Source organism: Nocardia sp. NPDC056000, assembly GCF_042269265.1.
GTDB lineage: Bacteria > Actinomycetota > Actinomycetes > Mycobacteriales > Mycobacteriaceae > Nocardia.
In genome coordinates, this window is record NZ_JBHJXS010000002.1 from 258,750 (window position 1) to 275,727 (window position 16,978).

A 16,978-nucleotide genomic window follows, 5' to 3' on the forward strand; every position below is an offset into this window, starting at 1 on the left:
CGGACACGCTAATGTAGCAACCGACTTACCTGTGATAACCAGCATGAGGTCGTGGCGTACAGAGCGGTTGCCACGCACATGCCAGATGGGATGGAGGGCCCCCATGGAGCTGCTCCTGCTGACCTCCGACCCCAACCCCGAGGCGGTACTGCCGTCCTTGGCGCTGCTGCCGCATCACGTGCGGCCCGCGCCGACCGAGGTGGCGTCCCTGCTCGAGGCCGGTTCCGCCGATGTGGCGCTGGTCGATGCCCGCACCGATCTGGCCGCCGCACGCGGCCTGTGTCGTTTGCTGGGCAGCACCGGTTCGTCGGTGCCGGTGGTGGCCGTACTCACCGAGGGTGGGCTGGTCGCCGTGAACGCGGACTGGGGGCTGGACGACATCCTGCTGCCCGGCACCGGTCCGGCCGAACTGGATGCCCGGCTTCGACTGCTGGTCGCCCGCAACGGCGGGGTGGCGAGCCCGGAGAACACGGGCAAGATCACCCTGGGCGAGCTGGTGATCGACGAGGGCACCTACACCGCGCGGCTGCGCGGTCGCCCGCTCGATCTCACCTACAAGGAATTCGAGCTGCTGAAATACCTTGCGCAGCATGCCGGTCGGGTCTTCACCCGCGCGCAGCTGCTGCAGGAGGTGTGGGGCTACGACTTCTTCGGCGGCACCCGCACCGTGGACGTGCATGTGCGACGCCTGCGCGCCAAGCTGGGCAGCGAATACGAATCGCTGATCGGCACGGTCCGCAATGTCGGTTACAAGGCGGTGCGCCCGGCGCGTTCCTCCGGCGGCAAGGGAGAGACCCCGGTCAACTTCCCCGAATCCGACGGGACCGACGATTCCGAATTGACCTCGGCGAACGGCACTTTCTGATGATCTCCTTCACCGATCGGCTGCCCCTCGAGACCGCCGAGCAGGTGCGAGGAGTGCTGGAACGGGCCACCGCCGCGGACGGGGTGGCCCCGGTGTCCGAGCAGGCGGTGCTCTCGCTGGGCACCGATGGCCCGGCGCGGCATCTGGTCGAGCAGTGGGACGACGCGGTCGGCGGATACGCCAATGTGGTTCCGGCCCACGGTGAACACCCCGCCATGGCCGAGGTCGCGGTCGATCCGCGGTTCCGGCGGCAGGGGCTGGGCGCGAGTCTGGTGGCCGGTGCGCTGGAGTCCGGCGGGCCCGGAGCGCGGGTCTGGGCGCATGGGAATCTGCCCGCCGCACAGGCCGTCGCACAGCGTCTCGGATTGGTTGTGGCGCGGGAACTCTGGCAGATGCGCCGTGATCTGGCTAACTCCGAGCTACCGGAACTGACGGTGCCCGAGGGCCTGGAATTGCGGACCTACGCGGGGCCTTCCGATGATGCGGAGATCCTGCGCGTCAACAATGCCGCCTTCAGCTGGCATCCGGAACAGGGCGGCTGGACCGAGCGCGATATCGCCGCTCGCCGCGCCGAGTCCTGGTTCGATCCCGCGGGACTGTTCCTGGCCTTCGATCCGGCCGAACCGGATCGCATCCTCGGTTTTCATTGGACCAAGGTGCATTTCGACGAGACACCCGCGATCGGTGAGGTCTACGTCGTCGGCGTCGATCCGAAAGCGCAGGGTCGCGGTCTCGGCCGCCTGCTCACCCTGGCCGGGCTGCGTCATCTGCGCGAGCGCGGTCTCGGCGCGGTGCTGCTCTACACCGAGGCCGACAACACCGCCGCGGTCAATACCTATACGAAGCTCGGTTTCACGCCCGCGCATATCGATGTGGCTTACACCACGGCGTCCTGACCGCACTTCGTCCCGCTGAGCGGGGCCTTGGGCAACGATGCGGCAAATGTCACATATCGTGCAGCGGAATCGCGCCGGGTTGTTCATCTGGCGTTCACCTACCCAGGTCCAACTGGCCACCGATGGCACTTACGTTGCTTGTGGGCAGCACTCAGCTGCCCGGTGCGCTAGTTCGCAGCGAACAGCCGCCACATGTGCCCGTCCGACCGTTGAGGGGTTGGGCGTGCAAACCGTGATTCGCGGAGGAACCAAGTGAATCTCAAGCGCAGCAGCGCCTTGATCGGTGTGCTGGCAGCGGCCGGCGCCATGACGCTGACCGCCTGTGGCAGCGACGACAACTCCGCCCAGACGGGCAACGTCGCCAAGATCGACGTCGCCTGCGGCGGCAAGACCGCTCTCAAGGCCAGCGGCTCGTCCGCTCAGAAGAACGCGATGGACCGCTTCGTCGCCGCCTACGAGGGCAACTGCTCCGGCGCCAAGCTGGACTACACCTCGTCGGGCTCCGGCGCGGGTGTGAACGAATTCATCGGCGGCCAGACCGATTTCGCGGGCTCCGACTCGCCGCTGGACGCCAAGAAGGGTGAGACCGACAAGGCCGCCGCCCGCTGTGGCAGCCCGGCCTGGAACCTGCCGACCGTCTTCGGTCCCATCGCCGTCACCTACAACGTGCCCGGCGTGACCGACCTGGTGCTGGACGCCCCGACCCTGGCCAAGATCTTCAACGGCCAGATCACCACCTGGGATGACGCCCACATCAAGGCGCTCAACACCGGTAAGGCCGACAAGCTGACCTCGGACAAGATCGCGGTCCTGTTCCGTTCGGACGAGTCCGGCACCACCGACAACTTCCAGAAGTACCTGGACTCCGCGTCGGACGGCGCCTGGGGCAAGGGTGCGGGCAAGGCGTTCGCCGGCGGCGTCGGCGAGGGTGCGAAGGGCAACGAGGGCACCTCGGCAGCCATCAAGTCCACCCCGTTCTCGATCACCTACAACGAGTGGGCGTTCGCGAAGTCGCAGAGCCTGTCGGTGGCGCGCATCCTGACCACCGCCACCTCGAACGACCCGAAGCCGGTCGAGCTGACCTCCGCGACCGCCGGTAAGGCGATCGACAGCGTCAAGATCTCCGGCCAGGGCAACGACCTGGTGCTGGACAACAGCTCGATCTACAAGCCCACCACCGGTGGCGCCTACCCGATCATGCTGGCCACCTACGAGATCGTCTGCTCGAAGTACAGCGACGCCGACACCGCCAAGGCTGTCAAGGCGTTCCTGACCTCGGCCGTCGGCAACGGTCAGAACGGCCTCGCGGATGCCGGCTACGTGCCGATCCCGGATGCGTTCAAGACCAAGCTGACCACCGCGATCGCCGCCATTTCCTGATCGACTGATCGCCACCGACTGATCGAAGAAGCACCATGACCGTGCACGACGAAACAGCCTCGGCGGGCCTGTCGGTGACGACCGACCCGCGCGAGGACCGTGCCCAGCTGCCGGGGGATACTGCGCTCATGCCGACCGAACCCAGCACCAAGCCGGCCGCGGGGCGTAAAGCGCCCAGTAAGTACGGGGCGGAGTTCATTTTCCGTTCGGCGGCCACCACCGCCGGCGGGGTGATCGTCGCGGCCATCGCGTTGATCGCGCTGTTCCTGCTGATTCGCGCGGTGCCCTCGGTGCTGGCGAACAAGGCGAACTTCTTCACCAGCTCCGAGTTCAACACCTCGAACGCGGACAATCTGCGCTTCGGCATCAAGGACCTGTTCATGGTCACGGTGCTGAGCGCGGTGATGGCGCTGGTGATCGCCGTGCCGATCGGCGTCGGTATCGCGTTGTTCCTGACGCAGTACGCGCCCAAGGCGCTGGCCCGGCCGTTCTCCACGGTCGTCGACCTGCTCGCCGCGGTGCCTTCGATCGTCTTCGGTCTCTGGGGCGTGCTGGTGCTGGCTCCGAAAATCGAGCCGCTCCAGCGCTTCCTGAACGAACATCTCGGCTGGTTCTTCCTGTTCTCGGACGGGAATCTCAGCACGTACGCCGGCACCATCTTCACCGCCGGCGTGGTGCTGGCGGTGATGATCCTGCCGATCATCACCTCGGTGAGTCGTGAGGTGTTCGGCCTGACGCCGCTCTCGCACATCGAGGCGGCGCAGGCGCTCGGGGCCACCAAGTGGGAGGTCGTGCGCATGACGGTGCTGCCGTACGGCCGCTCCGGTGTGATCGCGGGCTCCATGCTCGGCCTGGGCCGTGCGCTCGGTGAGACCATCGCCGTGCTCGTGGTGCTGCGCACCTCGGCCAAGGCGGGCGGCTGGTCGCTGTTCGACGGCGGCTACACCTTCGCCTCCAAGATCGCTTCCGCCGCTTCGGAATTCAGCTCCAAGCTGCCGACCGGCGCCTATATCGCCGCCGGTTTCGTGTTGTTCGCACTGACCTTCGTGGTCAACGCGCTCGCTCGGCTCGTCGCAGGCGGGAAGGTGAACGGATGACCACCACACTCGACAAGCCGATCAAGGCCCCGACCTTCCGGCATGTCAGCACCGGCCGCCGCATCAAGAACGGGCTGGCCACCGGCATCGTCTGGGGTTGCTTCGCCATCGCGCTGGTGCCGCTGCTGTGGGTGCTGTACACCGTCATCGAAAGAGGCTGGGACGCGGTCGCTTCCATCGACTGGTGGACCAAGTCCCAGAAGGGCGTGCTGCCCGAGCAGTACGCGGGCGGTGTCTACCACGCCATCTACGGCACCATCGTGCAGTCGGCCATGGCGGCGATAATCGCTGTGCCGCTGGGCATCATGGCCGCCATCTACCTGGTGGAATACGGTCGCGGCTGGCTGGCCAAGACCACCACCTTCATGGTCGACATCCTCGCGGGTGTGCCCTCGATCGTGGCCGCGCTGTTCATCTTCGCGCTGTGGATCGCCACTTTCGGTGCGCCGCAGAGTGCTTTCGCGGTGGCGCTGGCCCTGGTGCTGCTCATGCTGCCGGTGGTGGTGCGCAGTACCGAGGAGATGCTCAAGCTGGTTCCCGACGAATTGCGGGAAGCCTCATACGCTCTCGGCATTCCGAAGTGGAAAACCATTCTGCGCATTGTGGTTCCGACCGCGGCGCCCGGCATGATCTCCGGCATCCTGCTCTCGATCGCCCGCGTCATGGGTGAGACCGCGCCGGTGCTGGTGCTGGTCGGCTACTCGAAGTCGATCAACCAGAACCTGTTCGACGGCAATATGGCCTCGCTGCCGCTGATGATCTACCAGGAGCTGGCCAACCCGGAACCCGCCGGACGCGCACGGGTGTGGGGCGCCGCCCTGACCCTGATCCTGATCATCGCGCTGCTGTACCTCGCCGCTGCGGCGGTCAACAAGCTGCTGACGCGGAACCGATAGAGGAACGGAAAAGACTGATGGCCAAGCGGATCGACGTCAAAGATCTCAATATCTACTATGGCAAATTCCATGCGGTCTCCGATGTTTCGCTGACCGTGCTGCCGCGCAGCGTGACCGCCTTCATCGGCCCGTCCGGCTGCGGTAAGTCCACCGTGCTGCGTGCGCTGAACCGCATGCACGAGGTGACCCCGAGCGCCCGCGTCGAAGGCGCGGTGCTGCTCGACGGTGAGGACATCTACGGCGCCACCATCGATCCGGTGGGCGTGCGGCGCACCATCGGCATGGTGTTCCAGCGGCCGAACCCGTTCCCCACCATGTCCATTCGCGACAATGTGGTGGCCGGGCTCAAGCTGCAGGGCGTGCGCGGCAAGAAGGAGCTCGAAGAGGTGGCCGAGCGCTCGCTGCGCGGCGCCAACCTCTGGAACGAGGTCAAGGACCGGCTCGACAAGCCCGGCGGCGGCCTCTCCGGTGGTCAGCAGCAGCGTCTGTGCATTGCCCGCGCGATCGCCATCTCGCCCGATGTGCTGCTCATGGACGAGCCCTGCTCGGCCCTGGACCCCATCTCCACGCTCGCGATCGAGGATCTGATCTCCGAGCTGAAGAAGGAGTTCACGATCGTCATCGTCACACACAACATGCAGCAGGCCGCCCGCGTGAGCGACCAGACCGCCTTCTTCAACCTCGAAGCCCAGGGCAAGCCCGGCAAGCTCATCGAGATCGACGAGACGGAGAAGATCTTCTCCAACCCGTCCCAGAAGTCCACCGAGGACTACATCTCGGGCCGCTTCGGCTAAACCCCTCTCTGTAGGTCTCGTGGCCCGTTCCTGTCGGAACGGGGCCACAGGCATGAATGGGGTGGGAAGCCCCCGCTCCGATCGGATGTGTTGCCGCCCCCGTTCCGCAAGGAACGGGGGCGGCTTTTGTTTGTGCGCGCGGTAGCGCGCTTGTGGGCTGCGTCATATGGGGCGTGGAGGATTGTGTGCAACTGTGAGTTACATCTAGTCTGAGGTGGTAAACCGATCGGTCTAGTTGGAGGTGTGGGGTGACTGTTTCAATGGCGAGCCGGGGAACCGCGGCCGGGGAGTTGAGCAGACGGGCGCGCATAGCGGCGCTCGTTGCCATCTGCCTGGCGGAACTGCTTGTGGTGCTGGACAACACGCTGGTGAATGTGGCGCTGCCGTCGATGGCGGTGCAGCTGCAGGCCGATATGAGCGGTCTGCAGTGGATTGTGGACGCGTTCACGCTGGCGTTCTCGGGACTGCTGCTCGCCATGGGTCATCTCGGCGATCGGTACGGGCGGCGCAAGTTCATGATCATCGGCCTGACCGGTGTGGCGGCCATGTCGGCGGCGGGCGCCCTGTCCTCGGGGCTGGGGCAGGTCATCGCCGCCCGCGCGGGGATGGGCGTATTCGCGGCCGTGGTCTTCCCGGCGACGCTGGCCCTGCTGATCAATATCTTCACCAATCCGCGCGAGCGCGCCGCGGCCATCGCGGCCTGGACCGCCATGGCCGGTATCGCCGTCGCCATCGGCCCGACCGTCGGCGGCTGGCTGCTGCAGTACTTCTCCTGGCATTCGGTGTTCTGGATCAATGTGCCGGTGGCGCTGGTCGCCATCGCGGCGGTGTTGATCACGGTGCCGGAATCGCGTGCGGCGCATGTGGATAAGCTCGATCGCATCGGCATCGTGCTGTCCCTCGCGGGTGTAACGGCGCTGGTGTGGTCGATCATCGAGGCGCCCAAGCACGGCTGGCTGTCCGCGCAAAGCCTTGCGGGATACCTGCTTTCGATTATCGCGCTGGCGGTGTTCGTGGGCTGGGAGCTGCGGGTGGCGACGCCGGTGCTGAATATGCGGCTGTTCCGCAATCGCCGTTTCGCGCTGCCGTCGCTGGCGATCACGGTTTCCTATTTCGCCGCGTTCGGCTTCCTGTTCCTGATCACCCAGTACTTCCAGGGTGTGAAGGAGCTGACGCCGCTCGAATTCGGCATCCACTCACTGCCTTTCGCGATCGCCGTCGGTTTCGGCGCGCCGATCGCGACCATGCTGGCGCAGCGTTTCGGCACCACCGCCATGGTGGTGGGCGGCCTGCTGATTCTCGCCGCGGCCATGTACCTGGCGGGCCGCACCACCGTCGACACCGCCTATGTGGGACCGGTTGTGGTGTCCATGATCCTGATGGGCTTGGGGTTCGCGGTGGTTCAGGGTCCGGCGACCGAATCCATCATGGGCTCGGTGCCTTTGGAGGAGGCGGGCGCGGGCTCGGCGGTCAACGACACCACGCGTGAGGTGGGCGGCGCACTGGGCGTGGCCCTGCTCGGTTCGATCATGACCTCGGTGTACACGCACAATGTCGGCGGCAAGATCGCCGCGATTCCCGGCCAGATCATGACTCCGCAGCAGAAGGAACTGGCCAGCAATACGCCCATCAGCGTCCTGGAGATCGTCAAGGCCCCCGTGAATCCGCTACTGGCACAGGCGAAGATGGATCTGGTGCACGCCATGAAGGTGGCGGCCCTGGACGGCGCGACAGCCGCGTCCTATGTCGCCGTGGGCACCTTGGTGGTAGCGGCCCTCATCGTGGCCGTAGCGCTGCCCTGGAAGCCGGAACGCGGCCCCTCGGTCCTGCTCGGCTGGCGCGAAACCGATACCCCCGCAGAGGAATCCGTGGATCAGCGGTCCTGATACAACTCAGCGCCCGCACCGTGTCGTGTGCGGGCGCCGTAGGGGTTCAGGGGTTTATCCCCGAGCGCCTACGAGAGTTGTTCAGATGCTTTCTTTTTCCGAGTCCGGGTCCGGCGGCAGTACGCCGGTCACCAGGAACACCACGCGACGCCCGATCTCGACGGCGTGGTCGGCGAAGCGCTCGTAGTAGCGGCCCAGCAGCGCGACATCGACCGCAGCAGCCACGCCGAACTGCCAGTCGCGGTCCATGATCAGCGTGAAGATGTGCTTGCGCAGATCATCCATCGCCTCATCGTCGTCGGTGAGCTTGGCGGCCCGCTCGGGATCGCGGGTCTCCAGCACCTCCTTGGCGGTGGCGCCCATCTTGACGGCGATTCGCCCCATTTCGGCGAAGTAGCTGTTGACGGCCTCGGGCACGGCGTGATTGGGGAAGCGCCGGCGGGTCATCTTGGCGACGTGCAGGGCGAGCGCGCCCATCCGGTTCACGTCGGCGACGATCTGGATGGCGCTGACGACCTGCCGCAAATCACCCGCAACGGGGGCCTGCAGGGCGAGCAGCGCGAACGCCTTCTCCTCGGCCAGCTGGATCATCTCGGCGATGCGGTCGTATTCGGTGATCACCTGCTCCGCGAGCTCGAGGTCGGCGTTCAGCAGCGAGTTGGTGGCCCGCTCCATCGCCGATCCGGCAAGCCCCGCCATGCCGCCGAGTAGATCGGCGAGCTCGGCCATTTGTTCGTTGTAGATGACACGCATGAGTCAAGACACTAGTGGTACCCGCTGACCAAGTCACCAACGGTGGGTGAATCATCGGTGCCGGTCCGTTCCGGCGCGGTCGCCGCACGTCCGAGCCGTGCCGGCGACGCTACTTGCAGGTGTCGTCGGCGGCGTTGACGTGTTCCAGGTCGGACGGCAGTGTGACCGGAGCCGCACTCGCCCCGCCGGAGTCGGTGGGTGTGTCGGCCAGCGGCTGGCCGAACGCGGTGGGCGCTTTCACGCTACCCGCGTAGTCCGATCCGAGCACGACTTCGACGATGCTGCCGAGTCCGGTCGCGGGCTCGAGACTCGCGCCCGGCAACGAGCTGGCGACGGTGGCGGCGGCCGCCTCGTGTCCGCTGGAGTAGCGCACGATGGTCTTGGCCGCGGTGCCGTCGGCGTAATTGCCGGTGCTGTAGATCTGGAAGCCCTGGTTCGCGAGTTTGGTCGCGGCCGTGGAGGCCACGCCCGAGACGCCGGAACCGTTGGACACCTGCAGCGAGACCGTGGACGGATCGACCGCGGTCAGTTTCGGCTTGGCGGCCGGGGCCTCGCTGGTGGTGGTGGCCGGATCGGTCTTCTTCTCACCGGGCAGCGGCTGATCGTCGATGACCGCGCGGAAGATGGCCTTGATATCGGATTCGCGCGGAATCTCATTGCCGTAGGACGTGGTTCCCGCCGTCGGCGCGGTCAGGAAGGTGATCGCACCGGCCTGCATCTTCTGCATGGACCGCCCGAGCATGAGCAGATCCTTGGTTGTGACGTTGTCCATGAACGAGTGCTGGGCGAACGCGTTGATGAAGCCGTTCAGCTTGCCCGGATCGAAAAGCACCTTGCTGGACAGCGCCCCGCGCAGCAGTGAGGACAGGAAGCGCTGCTGCCGGTTGATGCGGTCGTAGTCGCTGCGTTCCTCGCCGACCACGTGCCGGGCGCGCACGTAATCGAGTGCGGTGGAACCGTTCACGACCTGCTTACCGGGGGTGGTGAGTACGGTGCCGAGGATTTCGTCGACCAGTGGTTTGGTGCTGCAGACCTCGACGCCGCCGATGGTGTCCACCATGGTTTCGAAGCCCGCGAAGTCGATGCCGACGAAGTGGTTGATCTTCAGGCCGGACATTTTCTGGATGACCTTGGTCAGGCATTTCGGCCCGCCGAGCGCGTACACGGCATTGAGCTTGTCGCCGATGGCGGACGGGAAGCTCTCGCCGGTGTAGGCGCCCTTGTCGTTGTTCCAGCCTTCGCAGACCGGTCGGGTGACGTCCAGGTCGCGCGGGAAGGAGACCGCGACCACGCGCTGCCGGTTGGCGGGAATGTTCACCAGCATGACGGTGTCCGAGCGCGCGCCTTCGGCGTCCTCGGTATTGCCCGCGCCCAGTTGGGAATTCGCGCCCGCGCGGGTGTCGGTGCCGACGATGAGGAAGTTCTCGTCACCGTATTGCGCATCGGCGTCGACGACGTCGGGGGAGTCGTTGTCGAGCGCGGAGACCTGGGTGAAGTTGCTGTCCTTGGCTTTGAGGTAGCTCCAGCCGCCGCCGGTAATGAGCATGGCGATGACGGCGAACAGGGCGAGCGCGCTGCGCCCGGCCAGGTGCAGTCGCCGATTGCGGCGACGGCGTCCGGGGGAGAGCGGTTTCGGCCCGACCGCGGTGGGCAGCGCGGTGGTCGGATAGTCGGCGGGCGATTCGACCGGGGCGGGGGCGCGCAGTTTCTTGCTCTTGCGTTCGGCCCGGGGCGGTTCGGTGAGTGCGGGTAGTTCTTCGGTGACGGGATCCGCGGTCGGGTCGATGCGGCCGTTCGCGCCCCGGCGCGCGTTATCGGCGGGGGTGGCGACGCGACGCAGTCCGTCGGCGGCATTGGCGTTCGGCGCTACCGCGCGCTGAGATCCGGTGCCGCCCGGTGTGTTCGAGGGTACGGCGCGCTGTGCGCCGGTGCCGCCGGGTGCGGTGTGCGCGCCGCCCGGCGGATTCGGCCGTACGGTGCGCCCGGAGCCGGTGGCCTCGGTGCCGTGCCGGGAACCGTTGGGGGCGGCCGGATCCGGGGTGACGGGATAGCGGGCGCCGGTATCGCCGTTGGCGCCGCGCTGAGAACCGTTGGGGGCGGGGGGTTCCCGCCGGGTGGCGGCGCTGTCGGGTGCTACCGCGCGGCGGGCTCCGGTGCTGTCGGCGGGCGGGCGGCGAGTGGCCGGATCAGCGGGATGCTGTGCGTCGTCATCGTCCTTGCGGCGGCGACGGCGGGATTTGCGTTCGCTGTCGACGCGTTCGACGAGGTCCTGCACCGAGATGGGCGCGGAGCCGGGGTCCGGATTGTCGTTATGCCTGGACCGCCGGGAGGCGCGTGGTTGGGCGTCGTCGTCCGCGGGATAGCGCTCCCACGGGGCGCGACCTCCGGGCCGTGGCGTACGCCCGTACCGATCGTCACCCACCAACGAACCTCACTTTGCTTTTCGATGCCGACCGCCATGATAACGATTCCGCCACGGTCGACCACTCGAACGCCGATCGACCGTGTGTACCGCATTCCGCCATAAATCCGCCGCGCCCGGTTTCCGCGGCGCGGAGTTCGGCGAGTCGACCGCAGCGGCGGTGCTGCGAGCATTCGCGGAATTCTGCCAGGGACCGGGCGATTCATTCCGAAACGCGGCGTCCGACTCGGCGGGCGTTACGACATCGCAGTCCGGGGCGAGCGCTGCTCGCGCCGGGAGGTGCCGCCGCGTGCCGTGCGCGCCGAGGCCGTTCTCGATGGCCGTCGGCGGGCATTCCGGCCGCTCGGGCGGGTCAGCCGCCGCTGTGCATGACGTCCGCGGCGCAGGGGACGGTCGGATCCTCTGGATCATCGAGCCAGCCGTCGGGCAGCGCCACCTTGCCGGGCGAACCCTGGCGGCCGCGCGGGCCTTCGGCGTCCTTGGGGAATGGCGCATTCACGTCGAGCTGCCCGATCAGGTCGTTCAGCTGATTCATGCTGCCGACCGTGGCGAAGCCGCGGCGCAGATCCCCGCCGATCGGGAAGCCCATCAGGTACCAGGCCATATGCTTGCGGATATCGCGCATGGCCTTGTCCTCGCCGTCGTGTGCGACGAGCAGTTCGGTATGCCTGCGCAGGATTTCCCCGACCCGGCCCAGATTCGGCGGCGCGGGCAGCGGCTCACCGCGCAGCGCGGCCTGCAGTTCCGCGAAAAGCCAAGGGCGGCCGAGGCATCCGCGTCCGACGACGACGCCGTCGCAGCCGGTTTCGGCCATCATGCGCAGGGCGTCGTCGGCGCTGAAGATATCCCCGTTGCCGAGCACCGGGATGGTGGTGACGGCTTCCTTGAGCCGTGCGATCGCGGTCCAGTCGGCCTCACCGGAGTAGCGCTGCGCGGCGGTGCGCGCGTGTAGCGCGACGGCGGCCGCGCCTTCGGCCTCGGCGATCCGCCCGGTATCGAGGAAGGTGTGGTGCTCATCGTCGATCCCGATCCGGAATTTCACCGTGATCGGCACCCCGGCCGGTTCGGCCGCCGACACCATCGCCTTGACGATGTCCTGGAACAGTCGCCGCTTGTACGGCAGCGCCGCCCCACCCCCGAGCCGGGTCACCTTGGGCACCGGGCAGCCGAGGTTCAGATCGATGTGGTCCGCCCACCCCTCGCCGACGATGACCTTCACGGCCTCGCCGACGGTCTTGGGATCGACGGCGTACAGCTGCATCGACCGCGGGCTCTCGTCCGCCCCGAACGACATCATGTGCAGCGTCTTCTCATTACGCTCCACCACCGCGCGGGCGGTGATCATCTCGCACACGTAAATGGAAGTGGCACTGCCGAATTCCCGGCACAGCGTCCGGAAGGCGACATTGGTGATCCCCGCCATCGGCGCCAGCACGACCGCCGGATCGACCGGATACGGTCCGATCCGCAGCGTGGACTTGGAGGCTTCGATCGAGGTCGTCACGCCCACCAGTGTCTCACCCACCCCCGCGTGCCCCGGATCACATCCCCCGCAAGCGGGCTCTGACAGGCAAACGGCCCCTCGCGACTGGACGTCGCGAGAGGCCGGGCGTGAAGAAAAGTGGGCCAATCGCTTTGCGCCGCTGCGGGGGTTTGGGGGCGCAGCCCCCAAGACCTCGCGTCAGCGTTCCCCTTCGGTCGGGGGTGTGGGGGCGGAGCCCCCACTGCGCCTCACAGGCTTGCCATTGCCTTTTCGGCCTTGGCGGCTTCGCGGGCGAGCATGCGGTCGCGCTGTTCCTCGAACTTGAGGACGTCCTTGCCGAGCTTCTCCAGGAAGAGGCCGAGACGTTCGCGGGTCTCCTCGCCGCGGGTGGTGAAGTCGTCGCGCTCGAAGATGCGCCACTTCTTCAGGACCGGGTTCACGACCTCTTCGAGGTGCTGGCGCAGGTCGTAGATGCCGTGCTTGGCCATCAGCACGCCGTTGCGGCGGAAGTTGGGCATGCCCGCGCCCGGCATCTGGAAGTTCTCCAGGATGAGGGTGATGGCCTCGAGGGTCTGGTCCGGCGAAAGGTCAAGCGCCGCACCGCACATGTTGCGGTAGAAGATCATGTGCAGGTTCTCGTCGGCCGCGATGCGCTGCAGCATGCGGTCGGCGATCGGGTCGTCGCAGACGCGCCCGGTGTTGCGGTGCGAGACGCGGGTGGCGAGTTCCTGGAAGGTCACGTACGCGACCGAGTACAGGAATCCGGCGTCGTCCTGGTTGACCTGCGCGGGGGAGGCGAAGCCGTTGGTCATGTGGATCATGCGGGCTTCTTCGAGGGCGACCGGGTCGACGGCGCGCGTGGTGACGAGGTAGTCGCGCATGACGATGCCGTGCCGGTTCTCCTCGGCGGTCCAGCGGCCGACCCAGGTGCCCCAGGCACCGTCCTGGGAGAAGTTCTCTGCGATTTCCCGGTGGTAGGACGGGAGGTTGTCCTCGGTGAGCAGGTTGGTGATCATGGACGCCCTGGCGAGCTCGCTCAGCCTGGACTGCGACGGATCCCAGTCCTGGCCGCCCATGGCGGCGAAGTTGCGGCCCTCGTCCCACGGCACGTAGTCGTGCGGATGCCATTCCTTGGCCAGGGAGAGGTGCCGATCTACGTTCTCCGCGGCAACCGGCTCCAACTCCGTCAGTAGCTCGAGTTGAGTCAGATCCTTTGCCATGTATATGCCCTTCGTATCGCGATCAAGCTGTCTACCCTCGCCGGCCTGCCGCCGCGGCCCATACCTTACGGCACCGTATGGTGATGTGAAACTCATGCGAGTGCCATTGCGGGGTCAGTGAGAGATGTCATATGACAACGGCCCACGGCGCCCTGTCTATCGCCGTGAGCCGCAGTTCGTTAGCCGCACATCGTGTCTCGGTGCGAACTCACTTCTTGCCGAGCAGTCCGCCCAGCACATTGCCGAGCACATTGCCGGCGTTCTGGCCGACGGCCTTGCCGAGGATGTCCCCGAGTCCGCCACCGCCCTTACCGCCGGTGGCGCCGCCGAGCAGGCTGCCGAGGATGTCGCCGATACCGCCGCTACCTGCGGCAGCGGTCTCGCCGCCACCGGTGGCCGCGCCGCCACCGCCCATTGCCTTCTTACCAAGGTAGGCCAAGACGATGGGGGCGAGCAGGGGGAGGAGTTTGGCCATCAGGTCCTGGGCGTTGCCGCCGCCCACGTTTCCGAGGGCGCTGATGACGGTGTTCTTCTCGGCGCCGAAGGTCTGGTCGACGATCTGGCTGCCGTTGTCGACGTCGACCTTGTCGATATCGACGCCGCCGTCGAGTAGTCCGTGCGGCTGGTTGGCGACTTCGCCTTCCAGATTGAGGCCCTCGTCGGGGTTGCCGGCCTGTGCCTGGAATCCGCCGAGGAGGACCGGAATGGCCGCGTTGATCGCTGTGGTGGCGGTCGCCTCGTCGACTCCGAGCTTGTCGGCGATCTGTGCGACGGGCACGTTGGAGAGCAGGTCATCGAAGGAAGTCATGAACTCCGCCTGTGGTGTTGGCATCCCGGAAAAGCCCTACGGGGGTCACGGTAGGCGAAATCCGGACAGATTGCCACGGATTCGCCGAGTGGCGAGGGGCCCGAAAGTAGTATCCCGGACCCCTCGGCAACTGTGTCCCATATGGGACAAACTGTGCCCCCAGCAGGGCTCGAACCTGCGACCTGCGGATTAAAAGTCCGTAGCTCTACCAACTGAGCTATAGGGGCGCGGTCGATCACTTTAGTAGGTTGACCCCGCAAGTGTTAAATGAGTATCCAATTGTGTGCTGCCGGACGGCATTTGCGCTGGTCACGGCAGTTGGCCCCGCGTGTGTCGGTGGTGTCGCCGGGCGCTGCGGCGGGGGTGGTCCGCTCGGGCGGGTGTCCGGAGCGCGGTGCGCGCGTGGCCGGTTCGCCGGAGTGTCGTGTCGTTGCCGGGTTCGCGTGAGTCTCGTGGTCGGGTGACCGGGTGCGCCAAAGGGGTGACTGAATGTGCCGATCCCCCAGTTTCGGGGGCACCGGGGTGGGGTGCGCGGAGCACGATGAGGGGCTGTGAGGGTGCGGACCGGTCGGTGGGGATTGATGGCGGCGCGGGCGGGGGCGGACCGCGCGCCGGGGAGGGGCGCGCGGGCGGCGCGAGGGGTGCGGCCCGGTTGCGTCCCGGTCGTGCGCGCGCACGCCGGAACCGGCGCTGTACTGCCGTTCGGCAATCGCGTTGACACGCAGATTGTTTCGATGCGCCTGATTGTGAATATCATCCAATGGTGATGTGTGGCAAGCATTTTGGAGCGCAGGCCGGGAACCGGCCGGATTCGGCGCGGCCGGCGGCGCTCGGTACCGCGGGTGCTGCCGGGCGTGTGGCGGCGGGGTGTGCCGCTGTGGCCGAATACCGAACGTTCAAGGGATATGGGCGAATTCAGCTTTCCGGACCATTCACCCAGCTGTTAGCTGGGGAATTGCGGTTTTCGATAGGGGGCATGCTGGCTAACTGACTCTCCGGTACACCTCACGCAGGGTGCGCATTCCGGGTACGGTGACCGACTGGTGAATTCCTGAAGAACCGGGATTGCCCCGGTAGCACGGGATTCGGCTTATCGTTGATATGCCCGAATGGGTTGCGAACGGTTCCGATCGATCGCGGCTCCAACAGATCAGGCTGCGGGAGGCGGTTCCAGACGACTAGAACGCCCGGGTGCGCACCCCCTGCGGCGCACCCGGGCGGGAAAAACTATACCAGTTGGTGTGTTTCAAGTTTTTCGCGCTTTTTCGTACCAAAAGTTTGGTAATTCGGGCGAAGCCCGTTTTGAAGTATTTGAAAGACACGTAACTTTGCGTCGAGGGCGCTTTGTGGAACACCACGGGGTAGCCAGCGGCGGTAGCTAGCTTCGGAGGCGTTTCGAGCATGGCACGGCAGCAAGAGCGGGCCCGCCGGACACGCGCGGCGATCATAAGGTCCGCCGCCGTTGAGTTCGGGAAGAGCGGCTATGCCGCTGCATCGCTCAACCGCATATTGGAAGGTTCACGCGCGACCAAGGGCGCCATGTACTTTCACTTCGACTCCAAGGAGGACCTGGCTCGCGCGGTCTTGGAAGCGGCAGTCGACCGCTACCGCGTGTCCACCGAAAGATGGCTCGGCAGAGGGGATCTCGGACCCCTGGATGTCCTGCACGGCATGATCGACGAGATCGCGCTGCGGCTGGAGAACGACATCATCATCCAGGCCGAGTTCCGGCTCATCATCGAACCGGAGTTCTATCGCGATATCCAGGCCGGCGGCGGTCGCATTCTCGGGCGGTCCATCCGGCTGCTCGCGGTGCGCGCCACCGAGCACAAGCAATTGCGCGGTGACGCCGATCCGGACCGCTTCACCCGCACACTGGCGGCGGCCCTGGCGGGTCAGCGCTATATCGCCGATGTGCTGGGCGGTCCGGTCGATCTGCGCTCCCGGTTCACCGAGGCGCTCGAGATGATCGTGGAAGCCACCGCGACTCCCGAGTGGACCGAGGAGTTCCGGCGCGTGGGCTGGCGGGTGTCCGCCCGGCTGGAAGATCTCAATTTGACGGTTTGACCAGCAGATTTGGGAATAGAGCGGATGCTGTCATAAGCTATCTCCGCTCCCAACGGAAGCCGTTGAGTGTAACGGTCCGGAGTGATCCGGCGGGCCCCCTTCGTCTAGCGGCCTAGGACGCCGCCCTTTCAAGGCGGTAGCGCGGGTTCGAATCCCGTAGGGGGTACAACAGTGGCAACACTGTTGTAGTGGAGCAAGCAAGGCCCTGTGGCGCAGTTGGTTAGCGCGCCGCCCTGTCACGGCGGAGGTCGCGGGTTCGAGTCCCGTCAGGGTCGCAAGACTTATCTTGGCATTCGATACCGGGTGCTTCGGCCAGGTAGCTCAGTTGGTACGAGCGTCCGCCTGAAAAGCGGAAGGTCGCCGGTTCGATCCCGGCTCTGGCCACAACGACAAAGGTCGCACCCGCGGGTG

Annotated in this window: 13 protein-coding genes and 4 tRNA genes; 11 read left to right on the top strand and 6 right to left on the bottom strand. The window is 66.5% G+C overall.

The annotated features are described in order from the left end of the window. Positions 1 to 103: 103 nt before the first annotated feature. From ACFC4D_RS06280 to ACFC4D_RS06310, 7 genes are all read left to right on the top strand, one after another. Positions 104 to 865 carry a response regulator transcription factor gene (locus tag ACFC4D_RS06280; protein WP_364641604.1) on the top strand — a complete coding sequence of 254 codons (762 nt, stop codon included), beginning with the start codon at positions 104 to 106 and terminating at the stop codon, positions 863 to 865. Then, positions 865 to 1,761: a mycothiol synthase gene (gene mshD / locus ACFC4D_RS06285; RefSeq protein ID WP_376062006.1), complete on the top strand. Its 897-nt coding sequence runs from the start codon at positions 865 to 867 to the stop codon at positions 1,759 to 1,761. Before ACFC4D_RS06280 ends, mshD begins: the two co-directional genes overlap by 1 nt. Positions 1,762 to 2,013: 252 nt before the next feature. Then, a complete protein-coding gene (gene pstS, locus ACFC4D_RS06290) occupies positions 2,014 to 3,141 on the top strand; it encodes a phosphate ABC transporter substrate-binding protein PstS (RefSeq protein WP_375962685.1) in 1,128 nt (375 codons plus the stop codon). Between the two features lie 128 nt (positions 3,142 to 3,269). Further along, positions 3,270 to 4,238 (top strand): phosphate ABC transporter permease subunit PstC, encoded by a 969-nt coding sequence (gene pstC / locus ACFC4D_RS06295; RefSeq protein ID WP_375963894.1) that lies wholly within the window; start codon positions 3,270 to 3,272, stop codon positions 4,236 to 4,238. After that, complete coding sequence (pstA, locus tag ACFC4D_RS06300; protein ID WP_364641596.1) at positions 4,235 to 5,134, top strand: phosphate ABC transporter permease PstA; 900 nt, start codon at positions 4,235 to 4,237, stop codon at positions 5,132 to 5,134. The genes pstC and pstA overlap by 4 nt, the downstream gene beginning before the upstream one ends. Positions 5,135 to 5,151: 17 nt before the next feature. Continuing rightward, positions 5,152 to 5,928, top strand: coding sequence for a phosphate ABC transporter ATP-binding protein PstB (gene pstB / locus ACFC4D_RS06305; protein WP_067568414.1), 777 nt, complete (start codon positions 5,152 to 5,154; stop codon positions 5,926 to 5,928). Positions 5,929 to 6,188: 260 nt separating this feature from the next. Next, complete coding sequence (locus tag ACFC4D_RS06310; protein ID WP_375962688.1) at positions 6,189 to 7,814, top strand: MFS transporter; 1,626 nt, start codon at positions 6,189 to 6,191, stop codon at positions 7,812 to 7,814. A gap of 81 nt (positions 7,815 to 7,895) precedes the next feature. Here the strand turns inward: ACFC4D_RS06310 and phoU are convergent, their stop codons facing one another. The 6 genes from phoU to ACFC4D_RS06340 all read right to left on the bottom strand — a co-directional run bounded on the left by phoU (position 7,896) and on the right by ACFC4D_RS06340 (position 14,727). Further along, on the bottom strand, positions 7,896 to 8,567 hold the full coding sequence (gene phoU, locus ACFC4D_RS06315) for a phosphate signaling complex protein PhoU (protein ID WP_375962691.1): 672 nt from the start codon (positions 8,565 to 8,567) through the stop codon (positions 7,896 to 7,898). Positions 8,568 to 8,676: 109 nt separating this feature from the next. Beyond that, positions 8,677 to 10,989 carry an LCP family protein gene (locus ACFC4D_RS06320; protein ID WP_376062007.1) on the bottom strand — a complete coding sequence of 771 codons (2,313 nt, stop codon included), beginning with the start codon at positions 10,987 to 10,989 and terminating at the stop codon, positions 8,677 to 8,679. 352 nt (positions 10,990 to 11,341) lie between these two features. Further along, a complete protein-coding gene (gene dusB / locus ACFC4D_RS06325) occupies positions 11,342 to 12,493 on the bottom strand; it encodes a tRNA dihydrouridine synthase DusB (RefSeq protein ID WP_376062008.1) in 1,152 nt (383 codons plus the stop codon). A gap of 227 nt (positions 12,494 to 12,720) precedes the next feature. Further along, positions 12,721 to 13,692 (bottom strand): acyl-ACP desaturase, encoded by a 972-nt coding sequence (locus ACFC4D_RS06330; protein ID WP_364641583.1) that lies wholly within the window; start codon positions 13,690 to 13,692, stop codon positions 12,721 to 12,723. 208 nt (positions 13,693 to 13,900) lie between these two features. Then, positions 13,901 to 14,500, bottom strand: a complete 600-nt coding sequence (locus ACFC4D_RS06335) for a DUF937 domain-containing protein (protein WP_364641580.1) — start codon at positions 14,498 to 14,500, stop codon at positions 13,901 to 13,903. Between the two features lie 154 nt (positions 14,501 to 14,654). Then, positions 14,655 to 14,727: transfer RNA gene (locus ACFC4D_RS06340), tRNA-Lys, on the bottom strand. 1,174 nt (positions 14,728 to 15,901) lie between these two features. On the opposite strand from ACFC4D_RS06340, the gene ACFC4D_RS06345 reads away from it, so the two are divergent. The 4 genes from ACFC4D_RS06345 (at position 15,902) to ACFC4D_RS06360 (ending at position 16,951) form a co-directional block, all read left to right on the top strand. Further along, the gene (locus ACFC4D_RS06345; RefSeq protein ID WP_375962700.1) at positions 15,902 to 16,567 is read left to right on the top strand and encodes a TetR family transcriptional regulator; all 666 of its coding nucleotides are present in this window, start codon (positions 15,902 to 15,904) and stop codon (positions 16,565 to 16,567) included. A 93-nt stretch (positions 16,568 to 16,660) separates the two neighbouring features. Continuing rightward, a tRNA-Glu gene (locus ACFC4D_RS06350) sits at positions 16,661 to 16,733 on the top strand. A gap of 35 nt (positions 16,734 to 16,768) precedes the next feature. Then, positions 16,769 to 16,842 (top strand) — tRNA-Asp (locus ACFC4D_RS06355). 35 nt (positions 16,843 to 16,877) lie between these two features. Then, positions 16,878 to 16,951 (top strand) — tRNA-Phe (locus ACFC4D_RS06360). Positions 16,952 to 16,978: the final 27 nt, after the last annotated feature.